Here is a 21,539-nt window from a genome sequence, read left to right as displayed (position 1 = left end):
TAATTAAAATAATTCTCACCCAATATATAGTCGTATAAATAGAAAGAGACACTACTAGTAGTAGTGTCCCTTTCTTAAACTCTTTAATCTCTATGACGCATAGTAGGGAATAATAAAACATCGCGAATAGATGGGGAGTTTGTTAATAACATTACCAAACGATCTATTCCAATTCCTAGTCCACCTGTTGGTGGCATTCCATATTCTAATGCCTCTAAGAAATCTTCATCCATTTCATGTGCTTCATCGTTTCCAGCAGCTTTCTCTTCTAATTGCGCTTCAAAGCGATTACGTTGATCGATAGGATCATTTAACTCTGTGAAAGCATTAGCATGCTCACGACGAACAATAAACAGCTCAAAGCGATCTGTAAAACGTCCATCCTCTGGATTTTTCTTCGCAAGTGGAGAAACTTCTACTGGATGTCCATAGATAAATGTTGGTTGTACTAAAGTTTCTTCTACTTTTTGTTCAAAGAATTCATTTAGTACATGTCCCACTTCCATAGAAGGTTTTACTTCTACTCCATGTTCTTTAGCCAAGGCATGAGCTTCTTCTTTCGTCATCTCTTTCCAGAAATCAACTCCTGAAGTCTCTTTGACTGCATCCGCCATATGCCAGCGTCTCCAACCAGGAGCAAGATTGATCTCATCATCTCCATACATAACTGTAGTAGAGCCAAGAACTTCTTGAGCAACATGTGCTACTAGATTTTCTGTTAGATTCATGATGTCTTTATAGTCAGCGTATGCCTCATATAATTCGATCATTGTAAATTCAGGATTATGACGAGTAGATACACCTTCATTACGGAATACACGGCCTATTTCATAAACCTTTTCTAAACCGCCCACAATTAGACGCTTTAAGTGTAATTCAATTGCAATTCGTAAATAAAGCTCCATATCTAATGCATTGTGATGAGTAATAAACGGACGAGCTGCTGCTCCCCCTGCCACAGTATGTAACAATGGTGTCTCTACTTCTAAATAGCCTTGGCTATCTAAGTAACGACGCATAGATTGAATAATACGGCTTCTAGTGATAAAAGTGTTTTTGCTTTCAGCACTAGTCATTAAATCTAAGTAGCGTTGACGGTAGCGTTGTTCAACATCTTTTAAACCGTGGAACTTCTCTGGCATTGGACGTAAGGATTTAGTTAAGAAGGTAAACTCTGTTGCTTTTACTGACAATTCACCTACCTGAGTTCTAAATACTTTACCTCGAACTCCTACGATGTCACCTAAGTCTGCTGTAGTAAATAGCTCGTAAGCATCTTCACCAATTGCATCTTTTCGTACATAAATCTGAATTTGGCCGCCTAGGTCTTGTATATGCGCAAACCCTGCTTTTCCTTTTCCGCGCTTCGTCATGATTCGCCCAGCTATTACTACTTCGTGAGGCGTTTCTTCTAACTGCTCTTTTGTGAACTCTTCAAATTCAGAAACGACTTGGTCACTTAAATGAGTTCTTTCAAACTTTCCGCCAAATGGATCTAATCCTTTTTCTTGTATCGTAGTCATCTTCTGGCGTCTCACCAAAAGTTGATCATTTAATTCTTCCATGTTAGACATTTCCTTCACTCCTTTTACAATCTATTATTCGCAAGTATCCTTTACGTTGCATTTATTGTACACAATTTCAGTGTTTACTTCATCTTTTATTTCTGTCACTGAACCTAACGACTAAATAAAATACGGAAAGAGCCGTCACTTGATGTGACAGCCCACTAAATTAAGCAAGAATTGTGCTAGCCTCATTATATTCCTTTAAAGACTCTTCTGCAAAGAAGCGCAAGTAATCCTTAAGCTCTTGTGCAGTTTCTGTTTGGTTAATCATATTTCTAGCCGTCCCGTTTCCACGGATTCCTTTAAGATACCAAGATGCATGCTTGCGCATTTCACGGACCGCAATATGCTCTCCCTTAAGAGCAGTCAGCCGATCAAAATGTAATAAACACACGTCTATCTTCTCTTGCACAGTAGGTTCAGGCTTTAGCTCGCCTGTTTCAAGATATTCCACTGTACGATAAATCATCCATGGATCACCTAATGCTGCTCGTCCGATCATTACACCATCGACGCCTGTTTCATCTAACATACGTTTTGCATCTTGTGGAGTGTTCACGTCCCCATTACCGATGACGGGAATATTGACTGCTTCTTTAACTTGTCGAATTAAGTCCCAGTTTGCTTCTCCCTCATACATTTGTACACGAGTACGTCCGTGTACGGCAACGGCTGCTCCACCAGCGCGCTCGACTGCTTGTGCATTTTCTACCATATATAAGTGTTCTTCATCCCAGCCTGTACGCATTTTTACACTTACAGGTTTTTTTACATTATCTACAACTGCAGATACCATCTCATATATCTTGTTAGGGTCTAAGAGCCATCTTGCCCCAGCCTCACATTTTATAATCTTATTCACTGGGCAACCCATGTTAATATCAATAATATCGGCTGAAGTGTGCTGATCAACATATTGCGCTGCAGCTACTAGCGTTTCTTTTTCACCGCCAAAGATTTGCAAAGACAATGGATTTTCACGTTCATCAATGTAAAGCATGCTTAATGTTCTTTCATTTTTTTGAACAATCCCCTTATCGCTAATCATTTCAGCATAGACAAGTCCCGCTCCAAACTCTTTAACCGTTAGACGGAATGCTGAGTTACAAATACCAGCCATGGGTGCCAAAACCACTCGGTTATCCATTACATGGTTACCAATTTGAAATGGCTTAGTCGGTGCATTTGTCATTTATCGTCACCTGCCTCTATTTCTCCTTTTAGTTCTTCTAGCTTTATATCAAGTATGGCAGCAATCTTTTCCAACTGTGCTTCGGTTGGAGCTCGCTTACCTTGTTCAATTTTCCCAAGTATAGACACAGACATATCCATTTCTTTTGCAAGCTCGACTTGCTTGATCATCTTTAACCTTCGAAATGCACGAATGCGTCGACCCCATCGAACTTTCTCCATAAATGGACGCCCTCTTTCTGGTCTTGCACTAAATTCGAAAAAGCTTGTTTTGTCCGCGGATCGATTATATTAGGATTTAACTCCATAAGCGGAACAAGCACGAAGCCTCTTTCTGCCATCCTAGGATGAGGAATAATGAGGTCTTCTGTTTTCATATTTTCTTCATTATACAACAAAATGTCAAGGTCTACTGTTCTTGGACCCCAGCGAACTATTCTCTTTCTCCCTAGTAAGTCCTCTATTTCATTGCATTTTGATAATAATTCATGTGGCGTAAATAAAGTCTTCAGTTCTACAACTATATTTAAAAATGCCGCTTGGTCCACGTAACCGACTGGAGCTGTCTCGTAGACCGACGACACCTTCAGAACATCTATCTGTTGTGTCTCCTTCAATAAACCAACTGCTTCTTGTAAATACTCTAATCGATTCCCTATATTCGATCCTAAGGAAATGTACGCTACGTTCATAATATACCCCTTGTTATTTCGACAGCGACTGAAGAGTAATGCCCTACTATCGGAGGATTTGGTTTCACTAAGTGTATTCGACATCCACTTACTTTTTCCTTATACTGCTCCAGTATTCGAGAAGCAATTCTTTCCGCAACAGCTTCTATTAACAAATAAGGTTTTCCCTCCACGATTTCCTTACAGAGCTCAAATACCTCAGCATAGTTAACCGTCTCGTCTAAGTTATCTGTTTCCCCGGCTTTTTTTAAGTCACAGGCAAGAGTCACCGTTACTTTAAAAATTTGCCCGAGCTTTGTTTCCTCTGGAAGTGCCCCATGAAATCCGTAAAATTCTAAATCATTTAAATGAATATAGTCCATCTGTTAAGCCTCCGCTTTCATCTCGATGCCTTTGCCTAATAAAGCATCCATCATTTTCGTCATTCTTCCCATCTCCTTGACATCATGAACTCTCACTATATGACAGCCAAGCTGGACACCATAGCATACTGTTGCTCCAGTACCCTCCACACGTTCGTCCACTGGCAAATTTAATACATTGCCAATCATACGCTTACGGGAAGTGGCCAACAATACTGGGTAGCCCATAGCCACGAGGTCAGCTAAATGCTGCATCATTAAAATATTCTGATCATGAGATTTTGCAAATCCTATGCCAGGGTCTAACCAAATGTTTTCATGAGGTACACCTGCTGTCCTGGCAATATGGATGCTTTCTTCTAAATCCTTCTTCGCCTCTATCCAAAAATCTACATAGTCCTCATCATCTCGATTGTGCATGAGTATAATTGGGACATTGAATTCGGCTGCCACATTGGCAATCTCCGGATCTTTCTTAGCTCCCCAAATATCATTAATGACGTGCGCACCGGCCTCTATAGCTGCTCTAGCTACAGCTGATTTATACGTATCAATAGAAATGATTGCGTCCACTTGTTGGCTAATAGCTTGGATAACCGGCACAACACGCCCAATTTCTTCTTCATCAGATATTGGTGTATATCCTGGTCTTGTGGACTCTCCCCCAACATCTATTATTTTAGCTCCTTCGGCTACCATTTGTTTTGCTCTACCGACAGCCTGCTCTATCTCATTGAACATTCCACCATCCGAAAAGGAATCCGGTGTAACGTTAAGAATACCCATTATAATCGTTTCATTTCGAAAATCTAGAGTGACTCCTCCAGCTTTAAACGGTTGTAAATTATGTTTTAAATTCATGCTATGCTCTCCTTTTTCCCTGAATACACGCAACGTATTGTTTGTGAAGCTCTTTGTAAACAGGTCCGAGATTTCCTAAAAACTGTTTCCCGTCAATACTTTTAATCGGAACCAGCTCCTGAACTGCGTTTGTTATAAAAACCTCTTCTGCAGATTCTAAATGAGTCTTTGTGTAAAAGCCTTCTTCTATATCGCTTGTACAATTTTTTAAAATCCATTTCCTCGTCGTTCCATTTAATATTCCAGTTTCAACAGAGGGAGTATAGACTTTCCCACCCTTAACCCAAAAGACATTAGAAGTAATACCTTCTGCCACAAAACCTGAGGTATTTATAAAAATCCCTTCCTGATCAGCTAGTGAGTCTAGTTCAAACCTCGCTTGAACATTGTTTGCAAAGTGGTGGGATTTATGACGAATGCTGCTCTCCGGAGTATTTCTGACAGTCTTTAACCAGACTGCTGACTTCTCTTTACCACGTATCATCGGAACAAGGGGCTTTCGATATAAAATAACGGTTGGTTCCTGATAATTGTTTGGCTGTAATCCCAGATCATGAATACCTGCACTAACGTTTAAACGAAAATACCCGTCTTCCCCTTTATTCGCTTCTGTTAATAAATTCACAGCCTCCAAAATGGCCTGCTTGTCATAAGGCAAGTCTATACGAAAATCGGCCAGTGCCTCTTTGAGTCTCAACCAATGCTCATCCCATAAAAATACGTTGCCATTGTAGGTGCGAAACGTTTCGAAAAAGCCAAGTCCATATAAGAAGCCATGATCATAGGCTGATACCGTTAATTCACTAGCTTTATATAATTGCCCATTCTTCCAAGCCTCCATTTAGGACAGCTCCTTAGCATAGCAGTGGTCATGCACAAAGTTTTGGATTAGTTTTTTTCCTTCCTCCGTCATGATAGACTCCGGGTGGAACTGTACACCCTCTACTGGAAAATCCTTATGGCGTATTCCCATTATTTCTCCCTCCGCTGTCCAGGATGTAATTTCGAGACAGTCTGGAAGTGAGCCTCTCTCTACTATTAAAGAATGATAGCGAGTAGCAAGGAACGGGTTAGGCATATTCTTATTAACACCTTTACCATCATGAAAGACCGGAGACGTTTTCCCATGCATTAGTCGTTCTGCACGAATTACATTACCCCCAAAAGCTTGGCCAATGGATTGATGTCCCAAACAAACCCCTAGCAAAGGTATTTTCCCGGCGAAATAGGTGATTACTTCTAAGCTGATACCTGCCTCGTTCGGGGTACAGGGACCTGGAGAAACAACAATAACTTGAGGTGATAATTGCTCAATGTCTTCTATGGAAAGCTCATCATTACGAACCACCTTTATCTCTACACCACATTCCCCGATATATTGCACTAAATTGTAGGTAAAGGAATCATAGTTATCAATCATCAAAATCATTTGCTTCCTCCTTCCGCCATGGCCTTTGCTTGCCATAAAGCCTTTGCTTTGTTTATGGACTCTTTATATTCTGCACTAGGCTTCGAATCAATTACTATACCTGCCCCTGCCTGTATATGAGCCATTCTATCTTGTATAAATGCCGTCCGTATAACGATATTAAGCTCTATATCCCCGGTGTATCCAAGCCATCCTATAGAACCTGTATATAGTCCTCTTCGAACAGGCTCTAACTCATCTATGATTTCCATGGTTCTTATTTTTGGTGCTCCAGTAATGGTTCCACCTGGGAACATTGCTCGAACTATTTCTGAGTTTGTCACCCCTTGGCGTAGCTGCCCCTTAACATTTGAAACAATATGCATGACATGGGAGTAACGCTCAATCACCATAAACTCGTCCACTTCCACTGTGCCATAAGCAGAAACGCGCCCTATGTCGTTCCGCTCCAGATCTACAAGCATGACGTGCTCAGCACGCTCTTTTTCATTTTCAATCAGCTCATTGGCCAATAAAAGATCGTCTGCCTCGTCTTTCCCTCTTGGCCTTGTACCAGCGATTGGTCTTGTAGATAGCTCAAACCCCTTTTTCTTTACCAATAACTCAGGAGATCCTGAAACTACCGCAAACTCTGGTGACTGGATATATGCCATATAAGGAGAAGGGTTGAAGGTACGCAAAGCCTCGTACATTTCAATGGCTGATGCTTTTAACTCTTTAGATTGACGAACTGATAAGTTAACTTGGAAAACGTCTCCTTGAGCAATATATTCTTGAATTTTTAGCGTAGCTGCTTCAAATTCCTCTGAACTCATCGACACATGTAGCTTCGATGAATCCTCTTGAACTTCCATCGCAGCTCCCGGCAAGAAGATTCTAGAGGATATGCCCTGATCGGCTGCCTGTTTGTATCGCTCTTCCATATCCTCTAAATCCTCACTACTACTAGAGAGCTTCATCAATGTTACTGTTTCAGTCTCCACATCTAACACAGCCCAGCTATCTAGTAGATAAAAGTATATATCCGGTATATGCAAATCATCTTCTGAATGGGTTGGTAGTACTTCTATCTTTCTAGCATAATCGTAGCTAATAAAACCAGCTGCTCCCCCTTGAAAGTCAGGAAGGTTGCTATCGTAAGAAATCTTATAGTTTGCAATGAGGCGCTCTAGCTCATCTAAAGGCTCACCCTCTATAGATTCCTCCCCTCCTTCTCTCCACTTAACATGGATGCCCTTCTCCTCAGACTTAATAGTAGCTAATGGATTCCAGGCTGCGACAGAAATATGACCGCCTCTCCCACTCTCTAAGAACAGATGATGTGTTTCATTTTTGGTAAGCTCTTTATATCCATAAAAAAATGCCTCTTTAAACATTTGAAATGAATGCGTATGAAGATGTAATCCCATTATTTTCATTTCCCCCTAAAAACAATCTGACTTCATCTTAACGTGAAACTATTCCTTTTTGCCACAAAAAAGAGAGGAAGTAAACAAACTCCCTCTCGTTAAATCAACTCTTATGAAATTATAATCCCGAACACATATAAATTAGTCTTCAAATTGATAAAGAGGTGTACTCAAGTAACGTTCCCCGTTGTCAGGGATAACTGCAAGAACTTTTTTACCTTTACCAAGTTGTTTTGCTAACTGAAGTGCTCCGTAAATAGCAGCACCTGCAGATACTCCACCTAAAATCCCTTCACTTTTAGCAACTTCACGAGAAGTAGCATAAGCATCCTCGTTAGAAACTTGAATGATGGAATTGTATAAATCTGTATCTAATACTTCCGGTATAAAACCAGCACCAATTCCTTGAATTTTATGTGGTCCTGGTTTACCACCAGAAAGGACACTTGAATCCTTTGGTTCAACTGCAGCAATGTGGATGTTTGGGAATTTTTCCTTTAACACGCCACCAGCACCTGTAATTGTACCACCTGTACCGATTCCAGCAACAAATCCATCTAATTGGTCAAATGCTTCTACAATTTCAGGACCAGTTGTTAAACGGTGCACCTCTGGATTTGCAGGGTTATTAAATTGTTGTGGCATAAACCAACCGTTTTCATTCGATAGTTCTAGCGCCTTCGCAATTGCACCCTTCATACCATCAGCTCCAGGTGTTAACACTAATTCAGCACCATATGCACGAAGTAAATTTCTACGCTCTAAGCTCATTGTGTCTGGCATTACTAATACAGCTTTATACCCTTTTGCAGACGCAATCATTGCTAGCCCGATTCCTGTGTTACCACTTGTAGGCTCAATAATCGTGCTTTCTGCATTTAATTTGCCTTCTTTTTCGGCATTTTCTATCATTGCTAGAGCAATACGATCTTTTACACTGCTTCCAGGGTTAAAGTATTCTAATTTCACATAAACCTCAGCATCTTCTGGGCTAGTCACTCTGTTTAATTTAACAATCGGTGTTTTACCTATTAAATCTGCTACACTATTCGCTAATTTTGCCATTCTACGATTCACTCCTAATCCCTACTTGATTGATAGGTTTTATTTCCTATATCATATCAATCTTTGAGAACTACTGTCAATTAATACAGTTCGCCAAATAAAGTAAATTTTATTATTGACGATTCTTTTAAAATAAGCAGTTCACCCACATTGCCATAAATACTAACCTACCCCTTTTACTACAGTACAAACAAAAATTTTAATTCTTGTTCTATATATTCTACGGGACTTTAGACTCTTATATACATTTGTTTTCAAAATGAATCCATTTCGCGTTCAGTAGGGAGAGCAGCATGGTATATTCCCGACAATCTCTTGCGCCGTCTATAAAAATCGCCCTCCATTGTTAGATTCATCCAACATTGGAGGGCGGTTTAAAGCCTTATTTTTACTGTTCTCCATATATCCATTCTGCTTTATATTCCTGCCAGAATGATTCTTGTGTTACAGATTGATTTATTTGACTTAGTGCCAGCTCTCTCTTTATATGACCTTCTACTTTCTCATAAGAGAATGCTTGTCCTTCAAATATATCCTTTACAAGTGCTATTGCATAACGGCCATCCTTAAGAGCGATAACTCCGCTAGTCTTTCCTTCTTTAACATTCTCTAATGCTTCAACTAAAGCTTCATCTATCGAATCAGTACCTTTAGAGATATAACCCACGTCTCCACCTAAGCTTGCAGAACTTGGATCTGTCGAACGCTCTCTTGCCAGACCATCAAAGGACGATTCATCCTTGAGCTCTTTTAAAACAGCTTTCCCTTCCTCTTCTGTAGACACGTAAATAACGCTAGTACGGTAGGAAGTTGGGATATTATATAGATTTTTATTATTTTCATAGAAATCCTTAATATCCTTTTCCTTTACATTAACATCTTTTGCTAATACCTTCTCTAAAATAAGGCGGGACCTAATTTTCTTTCGTAATATCTCATCGTCATATGCTTGAAGGGAAGTGTCTGTACCTTCCCTTGTTGACCTAATAAGCGCTAGCTCCAGATCTATCTCTGCATCTGTTACTTTAATATCGTTTTTCTTCGCAGCAGCCTCCATGACCTCTGCGTTTACCATATCTAATAATACTTCTTTTCCGTAAATTGTTTCCATGGAAGCCATCCATTGCTCTTTCGTAATAATCTTTCCATCAACTGAAGCGACTTCTTCGGATGCCTTTGCTTGTTGATCATTTGGTATTAACCAAGCTATAAACCAAAGTAAGTTTCCAAGTAAAAGTATACCTAGTACAATAAGTACCGGTTTCGTTTTTAAACGTCGTTTAGGTTGAGTTGGAACATTATTATGAATTGATTTCATCGATAAAAGACTCCAATTCATTTACTGAGTAATTATATTTTTCCATACAAAAATGACATTGAGCCTCAGCACCACCGTCTTCTTCAATCATGTCACGGATTTCACTTTCCCCAAGACTGATAATTGCACTACCAAATCGATCTTTAGAGCAATTACATTCAAACTGTACTGGCATTTCATTTAATATTTGAACGTTTTCTTTCCCAAGAATTTCAAATAAGAGTTCCTCTGGAGTCAATCCTCTTTCGATTAACTTAGACACCGGCTCCATCTTATTTAAATGTTCTTCTATAATTGTTATAGTCTCGTCATCTGTCCCTGGTAATAACTGAATGATAAACCCACCAGCAGCCAAAATGGAGTTGTCTGGGTTAACCAATACTCCTAGACCTACTGAGGACGGAACTTGTTCTGAAATAGCGTAATAGTAAGTGAAATCCTCTGCAATTTCTCCAGAAACTATTGGTACTTGTCCCGTAAAGAAGTCTCGCATCCCTAGATCTTTGACAATTGTTAAAGTACCCTCTGTTCCAACTGCACGACGAACATCAAGCTTGCCGACTGAGTTTAAATCAAAATGTACTTGAGGATTTGTTACATATCCACGCACCTCACCTTTAGCATTGCTATCGATGATCATAGGACCAATAGGACCATTTCCTTCTACTTTAACTGTTAACTTATCGTCACCCTTTAACATTGCTCCCATCATAACTGCAGCGGTCATAGATCTACCTAATGCCGCAGAAGCAGTTGGCCATGTTTGATGACGCTGCTGTGCCTCACCTACCGTACCTGTTGTACGAACTGCAAATGCTCTTACGCTTCCTTCAAAAGCTAAAGCTCTAACTAAATAATCATTCATTTTATCTCATACCTCTTTCATCTATATTTCGTTGATAAATTAAATACAATCCTTTTAACGTAAGAAAAGGATCAATCATATCCATAATCGTTGTTTCATTACCTATTAAAGGAGCAAGTCCTCCTGTAGATATAACTTTGGGAGTTACTTTAGAAACTTTTTTCATCCTATTTACAATGCCCTCCACTTGCCCAACGTATCCAAAAACAATACCAGACTGCATTGCTGAAACAGTATTTTTACCGATTACATGCTCAGGCGTAGTAAGCTCAATTCTTGGAAGCTTACTAGCCTTTTCAAATAATGCTTCTGTCGAAATACCGATTCCTGGCGCAATAGCACCACCCAAGTACTCACCTTTTTCATTTACATAACAGTAAGTGGTGGCAGTACCAAAGTCCACAATAATTAAAGGTGCTCCATATTCATGAATAGCTGCTACTGCATTAACAATGCGATCCGCACCGACTTCACGAGGATTTTCATATTTTATATTCAATCCCGTCTTTACACCGGGACCTACAACTAAGGGTTTTATACCAAAATACTTCTTACACATAGCTTCTAAGGAGAACATAATTGGTGGCACTACTGAGGAAATGATAATACCTTCTATTTGTTCGAAAGTTATATTAACATGAGAAAAGAGTGCTTTGACCTGCATCCCGAACTCATCCTCTGTTTTACGACGGTCCGTCTCCATTCTCCAGTGATGAATCAGCTGATCATTATGGTAAATTCCTAGTACAATATTTGTATTTCCTGTATCAAGCACAAGTATCATGAAGATTTTCCTCACTTTTACGTAGATTTCCAACACATCATACCATATTTCCCGAGAAATAAAAAAGCTGAGTGACTCGCCTAAAGACGAAAATCACTCAGCTATATATTTTATTTATCAGTTGGACGCTTTTCTTGAATTGGATCTGAAGTACCATCTGTACGTTCTTCTAGAATAGGACCTGTCTCATGAGACGTGCCTTTTTCTGATGGTAAATCACCAATTGTCGGATCAGAAGAAGCTCCTGTAGCATCGGAATCCTTTTCCTTACTCAAATCAACCTTTTGGTCGTTTTGATCGTATTCACGAACAGGTAGTGTTCCATGCTCTTGTAAATGTAAAATTTGAGCAGCATCTAACGTTTCAACATCTAATAACGTATTTGCGATTAAATCTAACAAATCGCGTTTCTCTGTTAAGATCTGTTTAGTTCGTTCGTATTGCTCTTTGATCATCGTTTGCATCTCATGATCAATTTCATATGCAATCTTATCTGAATAATTTTGCTCTGAGTTAAAGTCACGACCTAGGAAGACATTTCCTCCTTGAGTTTGACCAAATTGCATTGGTCCTAGCTTGTCACTCATACCATATTCCGTAACCATTTTTCTGACGATACCAGTAGCACGTTGGAAGTCATTATGAGCTCCTGTAGAAACTTCTCCAAAGACGATATCCTCTGCAACACGACCACCTAGTAATCCTGAAACTTTATCCAGAAGCTCTGGTTTAGTCATGAAGTAACGATCTTCTTTTGGAAGCATTACTGCATATCCGCCAGCTTGGCCACGAGGAACAATAGTTACTTTATGAACGACTTCTGCGTCATCTAGTGTTAAACCTACTACTACGTGTCCAGCCTCATGGAAGGCAACAATTTTACGTTCTTTCGGAGATATTACTTTCCCAGATTTAGCTGGTCCAGCAATAACTCGGTCTGTTGCTTCATCAATGTCTGACATATCAATTTTTGTTTTGTTTCTTCTAGCAGCTACCAGGGCAGCTTCATTTAAAAGATTTTCTAAATCTGCTCCAGAGAATCCTGGTGTGCGTTGAGCAATTGCTTTCAAGTCAACTGTATCATCTAAAGGTTTGTTGCGTGCATGTACTTGAAGCACTGCTTCGCGACCTTTAACATCTGGGCGACCTACTGTAATTTGACGGTCAAAACGTCCAGGACGTAGAAGAGCCGGGTCTAAAATATCTGGTCTGTTTGTAGCTGCGATGATAATAATACCTTCGTTAGCTCCAAAACCATCCATCTCAACAAGTAATTGGTTTAGTGTTTGCTCACGCTCATCATGACCGCCACCAAGACCTGCTCCACGTTGACGACCAACTGCATCAATTTCATCTATGAAAATAATACAAGGCGCATTTTTCTTTGCATTTTCAAACAAATCACGTACGCGGGATGCACCCACCCCAACGAACATCTCTACGAAGTCAGAACCACTGATAGAGAAGAATGGAACTCCAGCTTCACCAGCTACAGCACGTGCTAGTAACGTTTTACCAGTACCTGGAGGACCTACTAAAAGAATCCCTTTAGGTATACGTGCTCCAATTTCTACAAACTTGCGTGGATCTTTCAAGAAGTCTACAACTTCTACTAACTCTGCTTTTTCTTCATCTGCCCCAGCAACATCTGGGAATTTCACTTTTTTCTTGTCATTATCATACAGTTTTGCTTTACTCTTACCGAAGTTCATCACACGGTTACCACCGCCTTGTGATTGGCTCAATAAGAAGAAGAATAAAATGATGATAATCAAGAAAGGAAGTAGACCGGTAAAGAACTGTACCCAGCCACTAGTTTTTGAAGTTTCAATAACATCAATTTGTACGTTGTTTGCAGTTGCTAGTGAATCTATTCTCTCTAGCACTTTTTCACTATTGTAAGGAAGTTTAGTTAAAAACTTTTCTCCTTCTTCATAGCCCTTCATAGAACCTTCTATAAAGTAAACTCCTTGTTCAGGTTGCATTGAAAAGCTAGTAACATCACCTTTTGAAAGTGAAGTCATAAATTCATCATAACGAATATTTTTAGTAGGGGTATTATTTGTATTAAACGTAGCAAATATTCCTACAATCACAAAAAATATCAATAAATACAATATGGCGTAGCGCAATGCTCGATTCATTCCTAGCCTCCTCACAAGGTAAACAGAAAAACTAATGATTATCTTAACATACGTTTTTTTTGGCGTACAATGAAAAGCCTTCTAAAAAAGAACAAAATTTTAAGGCTTTGTTCATATCTATCAATGACTTTCATAGAGCTTTGCAGCTTCTAATTTAAAAAGAGTAAACTTCTTTTTTAAGAACACCAACGTACGGTAAGTTTCTGTATTTTTCTGCGTAATCTAATCCATAACCAACAACAAAAGCATCTGGAACTATAAAACCAACATAATCAGCTTCTAACTTTACTTTTCTGCCTGTCGGCTTATCCAATAATGTGACAATCTTAATAGATTTTGCTTTACGATACTTGAATAGATCTACTAAATAGCTTAATGTCATCCCACTATCAATGATATCCTCAATAATTAAAATATCTCGGCCCTCTACACTTGTATTCAAATCTTTTACAATTTTCACTTCACCAGAAGAAACAGTAGCATTTCCATAGCTAGAAACGTCCATATAGTCCATTTCGATGTATGTATCCACTCGTTTCATCAAATCAGACATAAATGGCATTGCACCTTTTAAAATTCCGATAGCAAGGGGAAATTGGTCCGCATAATCTGCAGTAAGCATAGCTCCAAGCTCATTTGTTTTTTCTTGAATTTGTTCTTCTGTCAATAAAATCTCTAGAATATCTTTCTCTAGCATTTCTAGTCCCCCTAGTCATTTATCTCGCTTTACAAACATCACATAGTTCTGCGAGCTGTGTTGCTTTGAAAATAATTCTCCGTAGCGTAAGCCAATTACTGCAATTATATCATTGTTAGCTTGCACAAGCAGTGGCCAACTCATCCTATCCTCTGGTAAGACCTTCTCATCGATAAATAGACGGGAAACTTTTTTAGAAGAGGACATTCCCTTGATACGTATTCGATCACCTTGTACCTTCTGTCTTATAGAAAGCGGAAAGTGGTGGTTTTCTAATTGTACAAACCATTTCTCTTGGGAAAGATCGTCTGTTAAGTTTCGCGTTAAGTAGATGGAAAAGCCAGCACCGCAATTGATCCAACAATCTTCCGACAAAACAAATTCCCCACGTATAACAGGTGCCGTTTTATGAGCGCTAAATTGTATGTGGTTGTAATGGCGAGTGAGATGAAAAGCATTTGGTAAGTGTAATACCTCATTACCTTCATGATTATTGCAAGCGGCGAGAATGGATTCAATCAATCGATCGTTAAGTAGTATATCGGAGTTTTTGTATAGATACTCTAATAGTAGTAGAATCACTCTTCTTTGTAAAGCAATGGGAACTGTAGAAAAGCTTAGAGAATCTATAACCAATGCCCCTTCCTCATTAACCGTCACAAGCTGTTCATACTTTTTGGCCGCTATCTCTTGAAGGTACTTTTCATCCTGAAGCTGTTTCTCTACAAAATGCATTATGCGATCGCTTATATTTGGATTTTCTTCTTTCAAGAGAGGCACTAATCGATGGCGAATTCGATTTCTTGTATATGTATGTTTGTCATTGCTTGGGTCATGTCTATGAAGTTGTTGTTGGTCCTTTAGATACGTTGCAATCTCTTGCTTTGTAACACCTAGAAAAGGACGGATTATTTGACCACTTGAAAAAGGTCTCTTTTTTGGAATCCCCGTTATCGTGGAGCTAATAGTACCTCTTATTAACGACATCAAGACATTTTCTATTTGGTCATCTGCATGGTGTCCCAACAAAAGCTTGTTATAATTATAGGTTTCCATCACCTCATCGAAAAAGGAATAACGCTCCTGCCTACAAATAACTTGAACATTTCCCCCTTCTTGTTCTACTCTACTCATCACCTCTAACGCAGCAGAATAGAAAGGGAGTTTTAACCGATTAGCTAATTCCTTGACGAATTCGAGGTCCTCGGCAGACTCTTTTCCACGCAATTGATGATCTGTATGAACAATACCAAGCTCACAACTGTAAAAAACCGCAAGTTCCCTCATGGCTAGTACCACTGCAACAGAGTCTGTACCGCCAGAACAAGCGATAAGAAGACGCTCTTTTTCTTCAATCAATCGGTGCTGGTCTATATATTGCTTCACCTTTCGAACGAATGGATGCATCTTCTCATCTCTCCCTTAACAATAATCTATCTTCATAATTCACTTCTCTATAAACATTTATACTAGTCTAGTGTACCATTTTTTCTTGAAATTTTGCGGCTTGTCTTGGTGAAAATATCGACCATTCCGGTACAGCATGCTTCACCTGCATAAAGATTACAGTTCTATCATCTCCTGGCAATGAGTAGGTTTCCTCTAAAATCTTCACAAATTTTTCTGCACTCATTGTAGGATCCTGTAACACCTTTTTGTAGTAGGCCTCCTGTTTTTCTATTGTTGTATTTGCTGAGAACACACCATCTGATAGCATTAATAATATATCTCCATCTTTAATATCGACCTTTTTCGCCTCTATTGAAAAAGTAGGCAAAAAGCCAAATGGCACATGCTTACTTTCAATTTTACGCATCTCATTACCTCGAATTAGATACGTAGACATACTACCAGCTTTCCAGGACCACAACTCTCCCTTTTGTAAATCTATTAAAGCCAGATCTACCGTAGCATAGCTATCTGAGTCATCTTGTAGACTCATCATATAATGCAATGTATGCATAGTTGTCTCAGGATCCATTTTCTTATGAAGACATTCCCTCATAAACTGCATTACCCTCCTACTTTCCCTATGTGCCTCTACATTATTACCCATCCCATCTGATAAAATAACTGCTAATAACCCCGGGTGTAGCTGGAAAACGGCATGTGCATCTCCTGAATAGATTGTATTTTTACTAGAAGAAGTAAATATATCGTGTGAAACACTAAATCGGACAGAAGATTTAAATGATACTTGAATATGTTCATATGGGTGATGAACTTCTTTCATCGAAGTTATTTCAAAAGGTTCCTTCCATAGCTCATATAAAATCGGAATTATTAACCTTTCCCCTATCATTTTACCTCTAGCTTCTATTGGCAAACAGCAGACTACCTCCATCTGACCCACATCAATGTTCAATACATCTATTTGATAAAATGGAATATTGCATTGCTGAAATTTCTGTTTCACCTCTTCCTCCTGCGATGTATACAACGCAACATTATTTTCTAAGTTGTTCATCAGCTCACTCATGTGATTTCCCATATCTCTCAATTTTAATGCAAACATCTTTTTACCATGCTGCATTTCATAGGCTAGCTTTCTTTTCGCCTCCCTCTCCTTTAATTCGTGCATTATTTGTAATGGTTTAACGCATTTAAACTGCATTTTCTTTTCTAACTGTATCCTCGCTTTTTTAGGTTGCTCCTCCCACTGTTGAATTAGACTCGGTATGCCGTTTGATTTTGCCCCCCAACATTTTTCATAATGAAAACAAGACTGACAAGTTACTAATGCTTCTACCCTCTCCTCACTTGCTGCTTTAGGTTCAAATCGATCTGATATAAAACGCGTAATGAAATCCACAAAGTGTTGAAATTCCTGTAACTGATGATTCACCTTTTCAGTCATCCACTTCTGTCTTCTCAATAAGACATGCGTCGTGTCAGGATAAAGTTGTTCCTTCAAATCCTTAATCCATGCAGAAGGAATCATAAAAAAGATTAGCGAGGCCGCTACCAATGAGCCGATATAAACCGAATCTAGAGGTAACGTTCGATCATATAACAGAAAGAAAAATGTGGCTCCAAGCATACTGAATGCCTGCCAAAGCCTGCCAAATCTCTTATGGAGACCCGCTAAGAAGCCGGTCAAGGCATAAACCGCAATCATTCCACTAAAGCTTAAGGTGGAAATACTTAATACCGTGCCCGCCAGGACTGCCACAACAGTAGAAAGTTGAACACCTCCTACCGCGGCAGCAACAGCAATTACTAAATGTGCAAGTATTAATGGAACCGAAACATAACCAATGATAAAGGATGACATACCAGTTAGCACTAGGGCCCCTATCAATAAAGCAGAGCCCATCCTTTCCATTGTCCATTTTTTATGGATCAATTCGGGTAATGGAATGAACAACTGAAACAAAAAGATTGTCATGAACAAGCTCAATACACCTTCGTACCCTATCGCTAACCAAACAGAAACTGGAACTGAGCCCCCATATGAAGCGAATTGCCAAAGAACCTGGATCAATACGACATCTATTAATACAAATAAGGGAATAGGGATTTTATTTATCAGCTTCTTTCCTTGAAGCGTAAAGAAAATACCCTGAAATACATGAATCATCAATTGCCCTAATCCAAGCGTCAAGCTTCCTAATAGTGCTCCTGCAAATGTCCAAGGAATAAATCGTTGAAATCTTAAGCTAACCAATGCCCAAATAGGCAAGAAAAATGGTACTGACGCTTCGAATAGAACAACCTGGGCTAAGAAAAATGAAAGAACAAAGAATGTCACCATTAAGGTTAAGGTGACCTTTCTTGCTTGAATATTTTCAACTACCCTTCTCCATGTGAAACTTCTTTTTTGCTCTTGTTCGTAAATAGTTTTCATATTGTATTCCTCCCTATTCAACTCATGTTCGAAGTATACCTAGTGGATCTCAAAAAGTATGTCTCTTCCTGGCACCACTCTCAAAAACTTTTCGACCTGATATACCACGTTTTGAATTCCCTGAAATATTGAATGATGCATTTGGCCCTGGACCACTCGAAAACCAACGTATTCCTAGGTTATTATCCGCACATAAATTGTCAGTTTTTTTCGTAAATGAATATTTATGAATATCTTTTTAAAAAAGTATTGACACTTTGTCCAAACGCTTGTAATATGATATTTGTTGTTATAACGGCGGCCTAGCTCAGCTGGCTAGAGCGTACGGTTCATACCCGTGAGGTCGGGGGTTCGATCCCCTCGGCCGCCATTTATACGGCCCCTTGGTCAAGCGGTTAAGACACCGCCCTTTCACGGCGGTAACACGGGTTCGAATCCCGTAGGGGTCATCTTTAAAAAGAGGTTGCATACTTGCAACCTCTTTTTTGTTATCCTTTTATCAAAGGAGGCAGGTAAATGTTTAAGAAGAAAAGTGATCCACTTGTAGTAGCTGAGCATTTTGTTCAGCAATACTTTCCTCATTGTCTAGGAGCCATTTTAGCTGGGAGTGTTGTTCGAGGAGAAGGTACCTCCACCTCTGATTTGGATATTGTAATATTCGATGAGCACATTCTCACCTCCTATAGAGAATCTCTATACTTAGAAGGATGGCCAATAGAGGTATTTGCCCATAGTTTGAGCTCCTACAAGCAATTCTTTGAGCTGGATTGTGAAAGGGCTAAGCCTTCCCTTCCAAAGATGGTCGCGGAGGGAGTGGTATTAAAGGGGCAAGGGGTATTGTCCCCTATTCAAGAAGAGGCTCGCGTACTATTGTCGAATGGACCGAGGGAATGGTCTAAAGAGACTATTACGATGAAACGCTATTTTCTTACAGATGTTTTAGATGATTTTATTGGCTGTACAAATACCCAAGAGGAGCTATTTGTCGTCCATTCCCTCTTAGATCTAGCCAATGAATTTGTATTAAGAACAAATCGGCAGTGGACGGGTACGTCTAAATGGGGGTATCGTGCTTTGAAACAATTTGACGAATCATTTGCAATTAAATTTACGGAAGCCTTCGATGCCTATTACAAGCATCGTGAAAAAGAGAAGATTGTCGAGATTGTCGACGAGATGCTTCAGCCTTATGGTGGGCGCTTGTTTGAAGGGTTTTCTTTAGGCAAGCCTACCAGTGATGATCACTAAGCATAGTTAACCTAATGCAACAGTTGGAGATATATCTGTACGATAATATATCGGAAAGACTATGCGCCTGCAAAGAAAAATGGAGATTATCATATTGTAGATCATTTATAATCTTCTAAACCTAGTGTTTAATTAGTTGATTCATATTAGAATCTTCAAATATTAATTCTTTCTAAAATTTTGTAGTAGGATACTTAAATCTTTCCAGAATGTATTTTTATATTGCTTGAAATTGTGCAGAACATTAATTTGCATAGTAGGAATACTAAGTGATTGAAGTGAAAGGCGGCGACTCCTGCCGGAATAGCATGAGGTGAAGACCCCGCAGGAGCGCAGCGACGAGGAGGCTGAGGCCATGCCGGCGGAAAGCGTCCGACTGGAACGGAAATCGCAATTTCTTATTTACTTCCCAAAGAACAAAACCCGTAGACCTTTTGAAAATTGTCTAACGGGTTTTTGAGAGGTTAGTTATTATATTCCGGTGTTACTTGTTTTTGATGATGTAGATCATGCTCGATGAAGTCTGTAAAATAATTTCGTATAGTACTTGAATGGTCACCAATATAAAAGTATCTATCCCATTCTACTTCATCAATTTTCTGAAGCTCTGCCATGATCGCTTCACGTTGCTTTTTTGCATGAGCAAGGGTTTCTTTAAATGTTTGTTCATGAGCAAGGGCTGCAGCTTTTGCATTGAAGTCTTCGAAATTCGGGTACGCTTGATGTTTTTCCCCTTCTTTCATTAGAGGTAGACGCTCCTGCAAGGTAAACTTATCCCACTCTGCCAGATGCATTACAATCTCGTTTGGAGTCCATTTCCCTTCTCTATAAGGAGTATTCCCTTCATCTTCACTCATCTTCTCAAGAAAAGTTAACCAATGTAAGTATTTTTGATGTGCATATAGAATTTCATCCTTAGTCATCACTCATCCTCCTACAATAAATTCCTAGAATTAACTATTCATACTCTTTTTCATGGTTGTACTAATTAAATATTACCTTAATTGTGTGTATTTTGAAAATATTTTAAATACAAAAGCTTTGTTTAAGTTATTGGTTGATTTTGACTGAAAATTTTTTTTATAGTGACTGTAAACATAAACAAAGGAACTTTCAAATGGCTATTAAGAACATAAATAGATGATGAAATTGGGGTTGGTGACAGTTTTTAGCTTTGTTTATGCGAGTAAATTTATTAGCGCTTTACCGATGCTAGTTCCCATTTATTGATTGGAGCGCCAGACGGCGACTCCTACGGGATGAGTGAGACAGATAAGACATCACAACCACGCGCGTAAGCGATGGGTGATGGCTTATCGCTCACCCCGTGGAAAGCGTCCGGCTGGTGCGGAAATCAATTCTACTCTCTGATTTAAGATTTCTTTGCATCATAAATCAACCCTAACCTTTAACATAGCCAATACAAAAAAGGCACTAGCTAAGCTAGCACCTTTCTACATCTATTAAACATTTTTTCTACCGATAAAACAGACAGCATGTTATCCTCGTTTTGCGCCTCTACCACCGCGTTTAGATTCAGTTGCGCGTTTTAACGTAGTCAAACGATCTTCACTATCCTTTAAGAATCTCGCCATTTTTTGCTCAAAATTCTCTTTGCTCGGACGATCACGATCGTTCGGGCGGTTATTACTGCGTGGACGCTGAGGACGTTCTGGTCTCTCTGGTCTTTCTGCTTGTGGCTTTGCTTTACGAATAGATAAGCCGATTTTGCCATCCGCTTCAACATTCATCACTTTAACTTCTACCATGTCGCCCACTTTTAAATGATCATTAATATCCTTCACATAGTTATCTGCAACTTCACTAATGTGAACTAGACCAGTTGAGCCTCCTGGAAGCTCGACAAATGCTCCGAAGTTAGTGATTCCTGTTACTTTACCTTGTACCTTGCTGCCTACTTCAATTGACATAAAAAAAATGCTCCTCCTTAAAATTTAAGCGGTCCTTAAAAAATGAATTTGTATAGTTTTTTTATACATATCCTATCTTTTATTATAGCTAACAAAAAAAGAGTGTCAACAAGACCACTCTCTTCAAA

Annotated in this window: 20 protein-coding genes and 2 tRNA genes; 3 read left to right on the top strand and 19 right to left on the bottom strand. The window is 39.2% G+C overall.

The window, feature by feature from the left end:
* Positions 1-83 precede the first annotated feature (83 nt).
* From lysS to NSQ95_RS00385, 17 genes are all read right to left on the bottom strand, one after another.
* Positions 84-1,574, bottom strand: coding sequence for a lysine--tRNA ligase (gene lysS, locus NSQ95_RS00465; protein WP_251557205.1), 1,491 nt, complete (start codon positions 1,572-1,574; stop codon positions 84-86).
* A 160-nt stretch (positions 1,575-1,734) separates the two neighbouring features.
* On the bottom strand, positions 1,735-2,760 hold the full coding sequence (gene dusB / locus NSQ95_RS00460) for a tRNA dihydrouridine synthase DusB (RefSeq protein WP_298469509.1): 1,026 nt from the start codon (positions 2,758-2,760) through the stop codon (positions 1,735-1,737).
* Positions 2,757-2,981: a helix-turn-helix transcriptional regulator gene (locus NSQ95_RS00455; protein WP_342560100.1), complete on the bottom strand. Its 225-nt coding sequence runs from the start codon at positions 2,979-2,981 to the stop codon at positions 2,757-2,759. The genes dusB and NSQ95_RS00455 overlap by 4 nt, the downstream gene beginning before the upstream one ends.
* Positions 2,933-3,454, bottom strand: a complete 522-nt coding sequence (folK, locus tag NSQ95_RS00450; protein WP_342560775.1) for a 2-amino-4-hydroxy-6-hydroxymethyldihydropteridine diphosphokinase — start codon at positions 3,452-3,454, stop codon at positions 2,933-2,935. Before folK ends, NSQ95_RS00455 begins: the two co-directional genes overlap by 49 nt.
* Positions 3,448-3,813, bottom strand: coding sequence for a dihydroneopterin aldolase (gene folB, locus NSQ95_RS00445; protein WP_342560099.1), 366 nt, complete (start codon positions 3,811-3,813; stop codon positions 3,448-3,450). The genes folK and folB overlap by 7 nt, the downstream gene beginning before the upstream one ends.
* A gap of 3 nt (positions 3,814-3,816) precedes the next feature.
* Positions 3,817-4,674 carry a dihydropteroate synthase gene (gene folP, locus NSQ95_RS00440; RefSeq protein WP_340886224.1) on the bottom strand — a complete coding sequence of 286 codons (858 nt, stop codon included), beginning with the start codon at positions 4,672-4,674 and terminating at the stop codon, positions 3,817-3,819.
* A 1-nt stretch (position 4,675) separates the two neighbouring features.
* Positions 4,676-5,515 (bottom strand): aminodeoxychorismate lyase, encoded by an 840-nt coding sequence (gene pabC / locus NSQ95_RS00435; protein ID WP_340886222.1) that lies wholly within the window; start codon positions 5,513-5,515, stop codon positions 4,676-4,678.
* A complete protein-coding gene (pabA, locus tag NSQ95_RS00430) occupies positions 5,516-6,103 on the bottom strand; it encodes an aminodeoxychorismate/anthranilate synthase component II (protein ID WP_340886220.1) in 588 nt (195 codons plus the stop codon).
* Complete coding sequence (locus NSQ95_RS00425; RefSeq protein WP_342560098.1) at positions 6,100-7,512, bottom strand: anthranilate synthase component I family protein; 1,413 nt, start codon at positions 7,510-7,512, stop codon at positions 6,100-6,102. The genes pabA and NSQ95_RS00425 overlap by 4 nt, the downstream gene beginning before the upstream one ends.
* 141 nt (positions 7,513-7,653) lie before the next feature.
* Positions 7,654-8,577 (bottom strand): cysteine synthase A, encoded by a 924-nt coding sequence (cysK, locus tag NSQ95_RS00420; protein ID WP_340886216.1) that lies wholly within the window; start codon positions 8,575-8,577, stop codon positions 7,654-7,656.
* Between the two features lie 388 nt (positions 8,578-8,965).
* Positions 8,966-9,895: a peptidyl-prolyl cis-trans isomerase gene (locus NSQ95_RS00415; protein WP_340886214.1), complete on the bottom strand. Its 930-nt coding sequence runs from the start codon at positions 9,893-9,895 to the stop codon at positions 8,966-8,968.
* On the bottom strand, positions 9,879-10,760 hold the full coding sequence (gene hslO, locus NSQ95_RS00410; protein ID WP_169360372.1) for an Hsp33 family molecular chaperone HslO: 882 nt from the start codon (positions 10,758-10,760) through the stop codon (positions 9,879-9,881). The genes NSQ95_RS00415 and hslO overlap by 17 nt, the downstream gene beginning before the upstream one ends.
* A gap of 1 nt (position 10,761) precedes the next feature.
* Positions 10,762-11,544: a type III pantothenate kinase gene (locus tag NSQ95_RS00405; RefSeq protein WP_340886210.1), complete on the bottom strand. Its 783-nt coding sequence runs from the start codon at positions 11,542-11,544 to the stop codon at positions 10,762-10,764.
* Positions 11,545-11,654: 110 nt separating this feature from the next.
* On the bottom strand, positions 11,655-13,688 hold the full coding sequence (gene ftsH, locus NSQ95_RS00400; RefSeq protein WP_340886207.1) for an ATP-dependent zinc metalloprotease FtsH: 2,034 nt from the start codon (positions 13,686-13,688) through the stop codon (positions 11,655-11,657).
* Positions 13,689-13,842: 154 nt separating this feature from the next.
* Positions 13,843-14,385, bottom strand: a complete 543-nt coding sequence (hpt, locus tag NSQ95_RS00395; RefSeq protein WP_169360369.1) for a hypoxanthine phosphoribosyltransferase — start codon at positions 14,383-14,385, stop codon at positions 13,843-13,845.
* Between the two features lie 15 nt (positions 14,386-14,400).
* Entirely contained in the window at positions 14,401-15,792 is a 1,392-nt protein-coding gene (tilS, locus tag NSQ95_RS00390) for a tRNA lysidine(34) synthetase TilS (protein ID WP_340886203.1), read from the bottom strand.
* A 67-nt stretch (positions 15,793-15,859) separates the two neighbouring features.
* On the bottom strand, positions 15,860-18,232 hold the full coding sequence (locus NSQ95_RS00385) for a SpoIIE family protein phosphatase (RefSeq protein ID WP_342560097.1): 2,373 nt from the start codon (positions 18,230-18,232) through the stop codon (positions 15,860-15,862).
* Positions 18,233-18,528: 296 nt separating this feature from the next.
* Between NSQ95_RS00385 and NSQ95_RS00380 the strand changes: the two genes are divergently transcribed.
* The 3 genes from NSQ95_RS00380 to NSQ95_RS00370 all read left to right on the top strand — a co-directional run bounded on the left by NSQ95_RS00380 (position 18,529) and on the right by NSQ95_RS00370 (position 19,480).
* Positions 18,529-18,602: transfer RNA gene (locus NSQ95_RS00380), tRNA-Met, on the top strand.
* A gap of 7 nt (positions 18,603-18,609) precedes the next feature.
* Positions 18,610-18,681 (top strand) — tRNA-Glu (locus NSQ95_RS00375).
* Between the two features lie 67 nt (positions 18,682-18,748).
* The gene (locus tag NSQ95_RS00370) at positions 18,749-19,480 is read left to right on the top strand and encodes a nucleotidyltransferase domain-containing protein (protein ID WP_169360366.1); all 732 of its coding nucleotides are present in this window, start codon (positions 18,749-18,751) and stop codon (positions 19,478-19,480) included.
* 464 nt (positions 19,481-19,944) lie between these two features.
* Here the strand turns inward: NSQ95_RS00370 and NSQ95_RS00365 are convergent, their stop codons facing one another.
* Together NSQ95_RS00365 and NSQ95_RS00360 are read right to left on the bottom strand one after the other, a co-directional pair.
* On the bottom strand, positions 19,945-20,403 hold the full coding sequence (locus NSQ95_RS00365) for a DinB family protein (RefSeq protein WP_342560096.1): 459 nt from the start codon (positions 20,401-20,403) through the stop codon (positions 19,945-19,947).
* A gap of 576 nt (positions 20,404-20,979) precedes the next feature.
* Entirely contained in the window at positions 20,980-21,411 is a 432-nt protein-coding gene (locus tag NSQ95_RS00360; protein WP_169360364.1) for a S1 domain-containing RNA-binding protein, read from the bottom strand.
* Between the last annotated feature and the right edge of the window lie 128 nt (positions 21,412-21,539).

The organism is Psychrobacillus sp. FSL W7-1457 (assembly GCF_038593405.1).
Taxonomy (GTDB): Bacteria; Bacillota; Bacilli; order Bacillales_A; family Planococcaceae; genus Psychrobacillus.
Note: the sequence above shows the minus strand (reverse complement) of the source record. Positions and strands in the feature narration are given on the sequence as shown.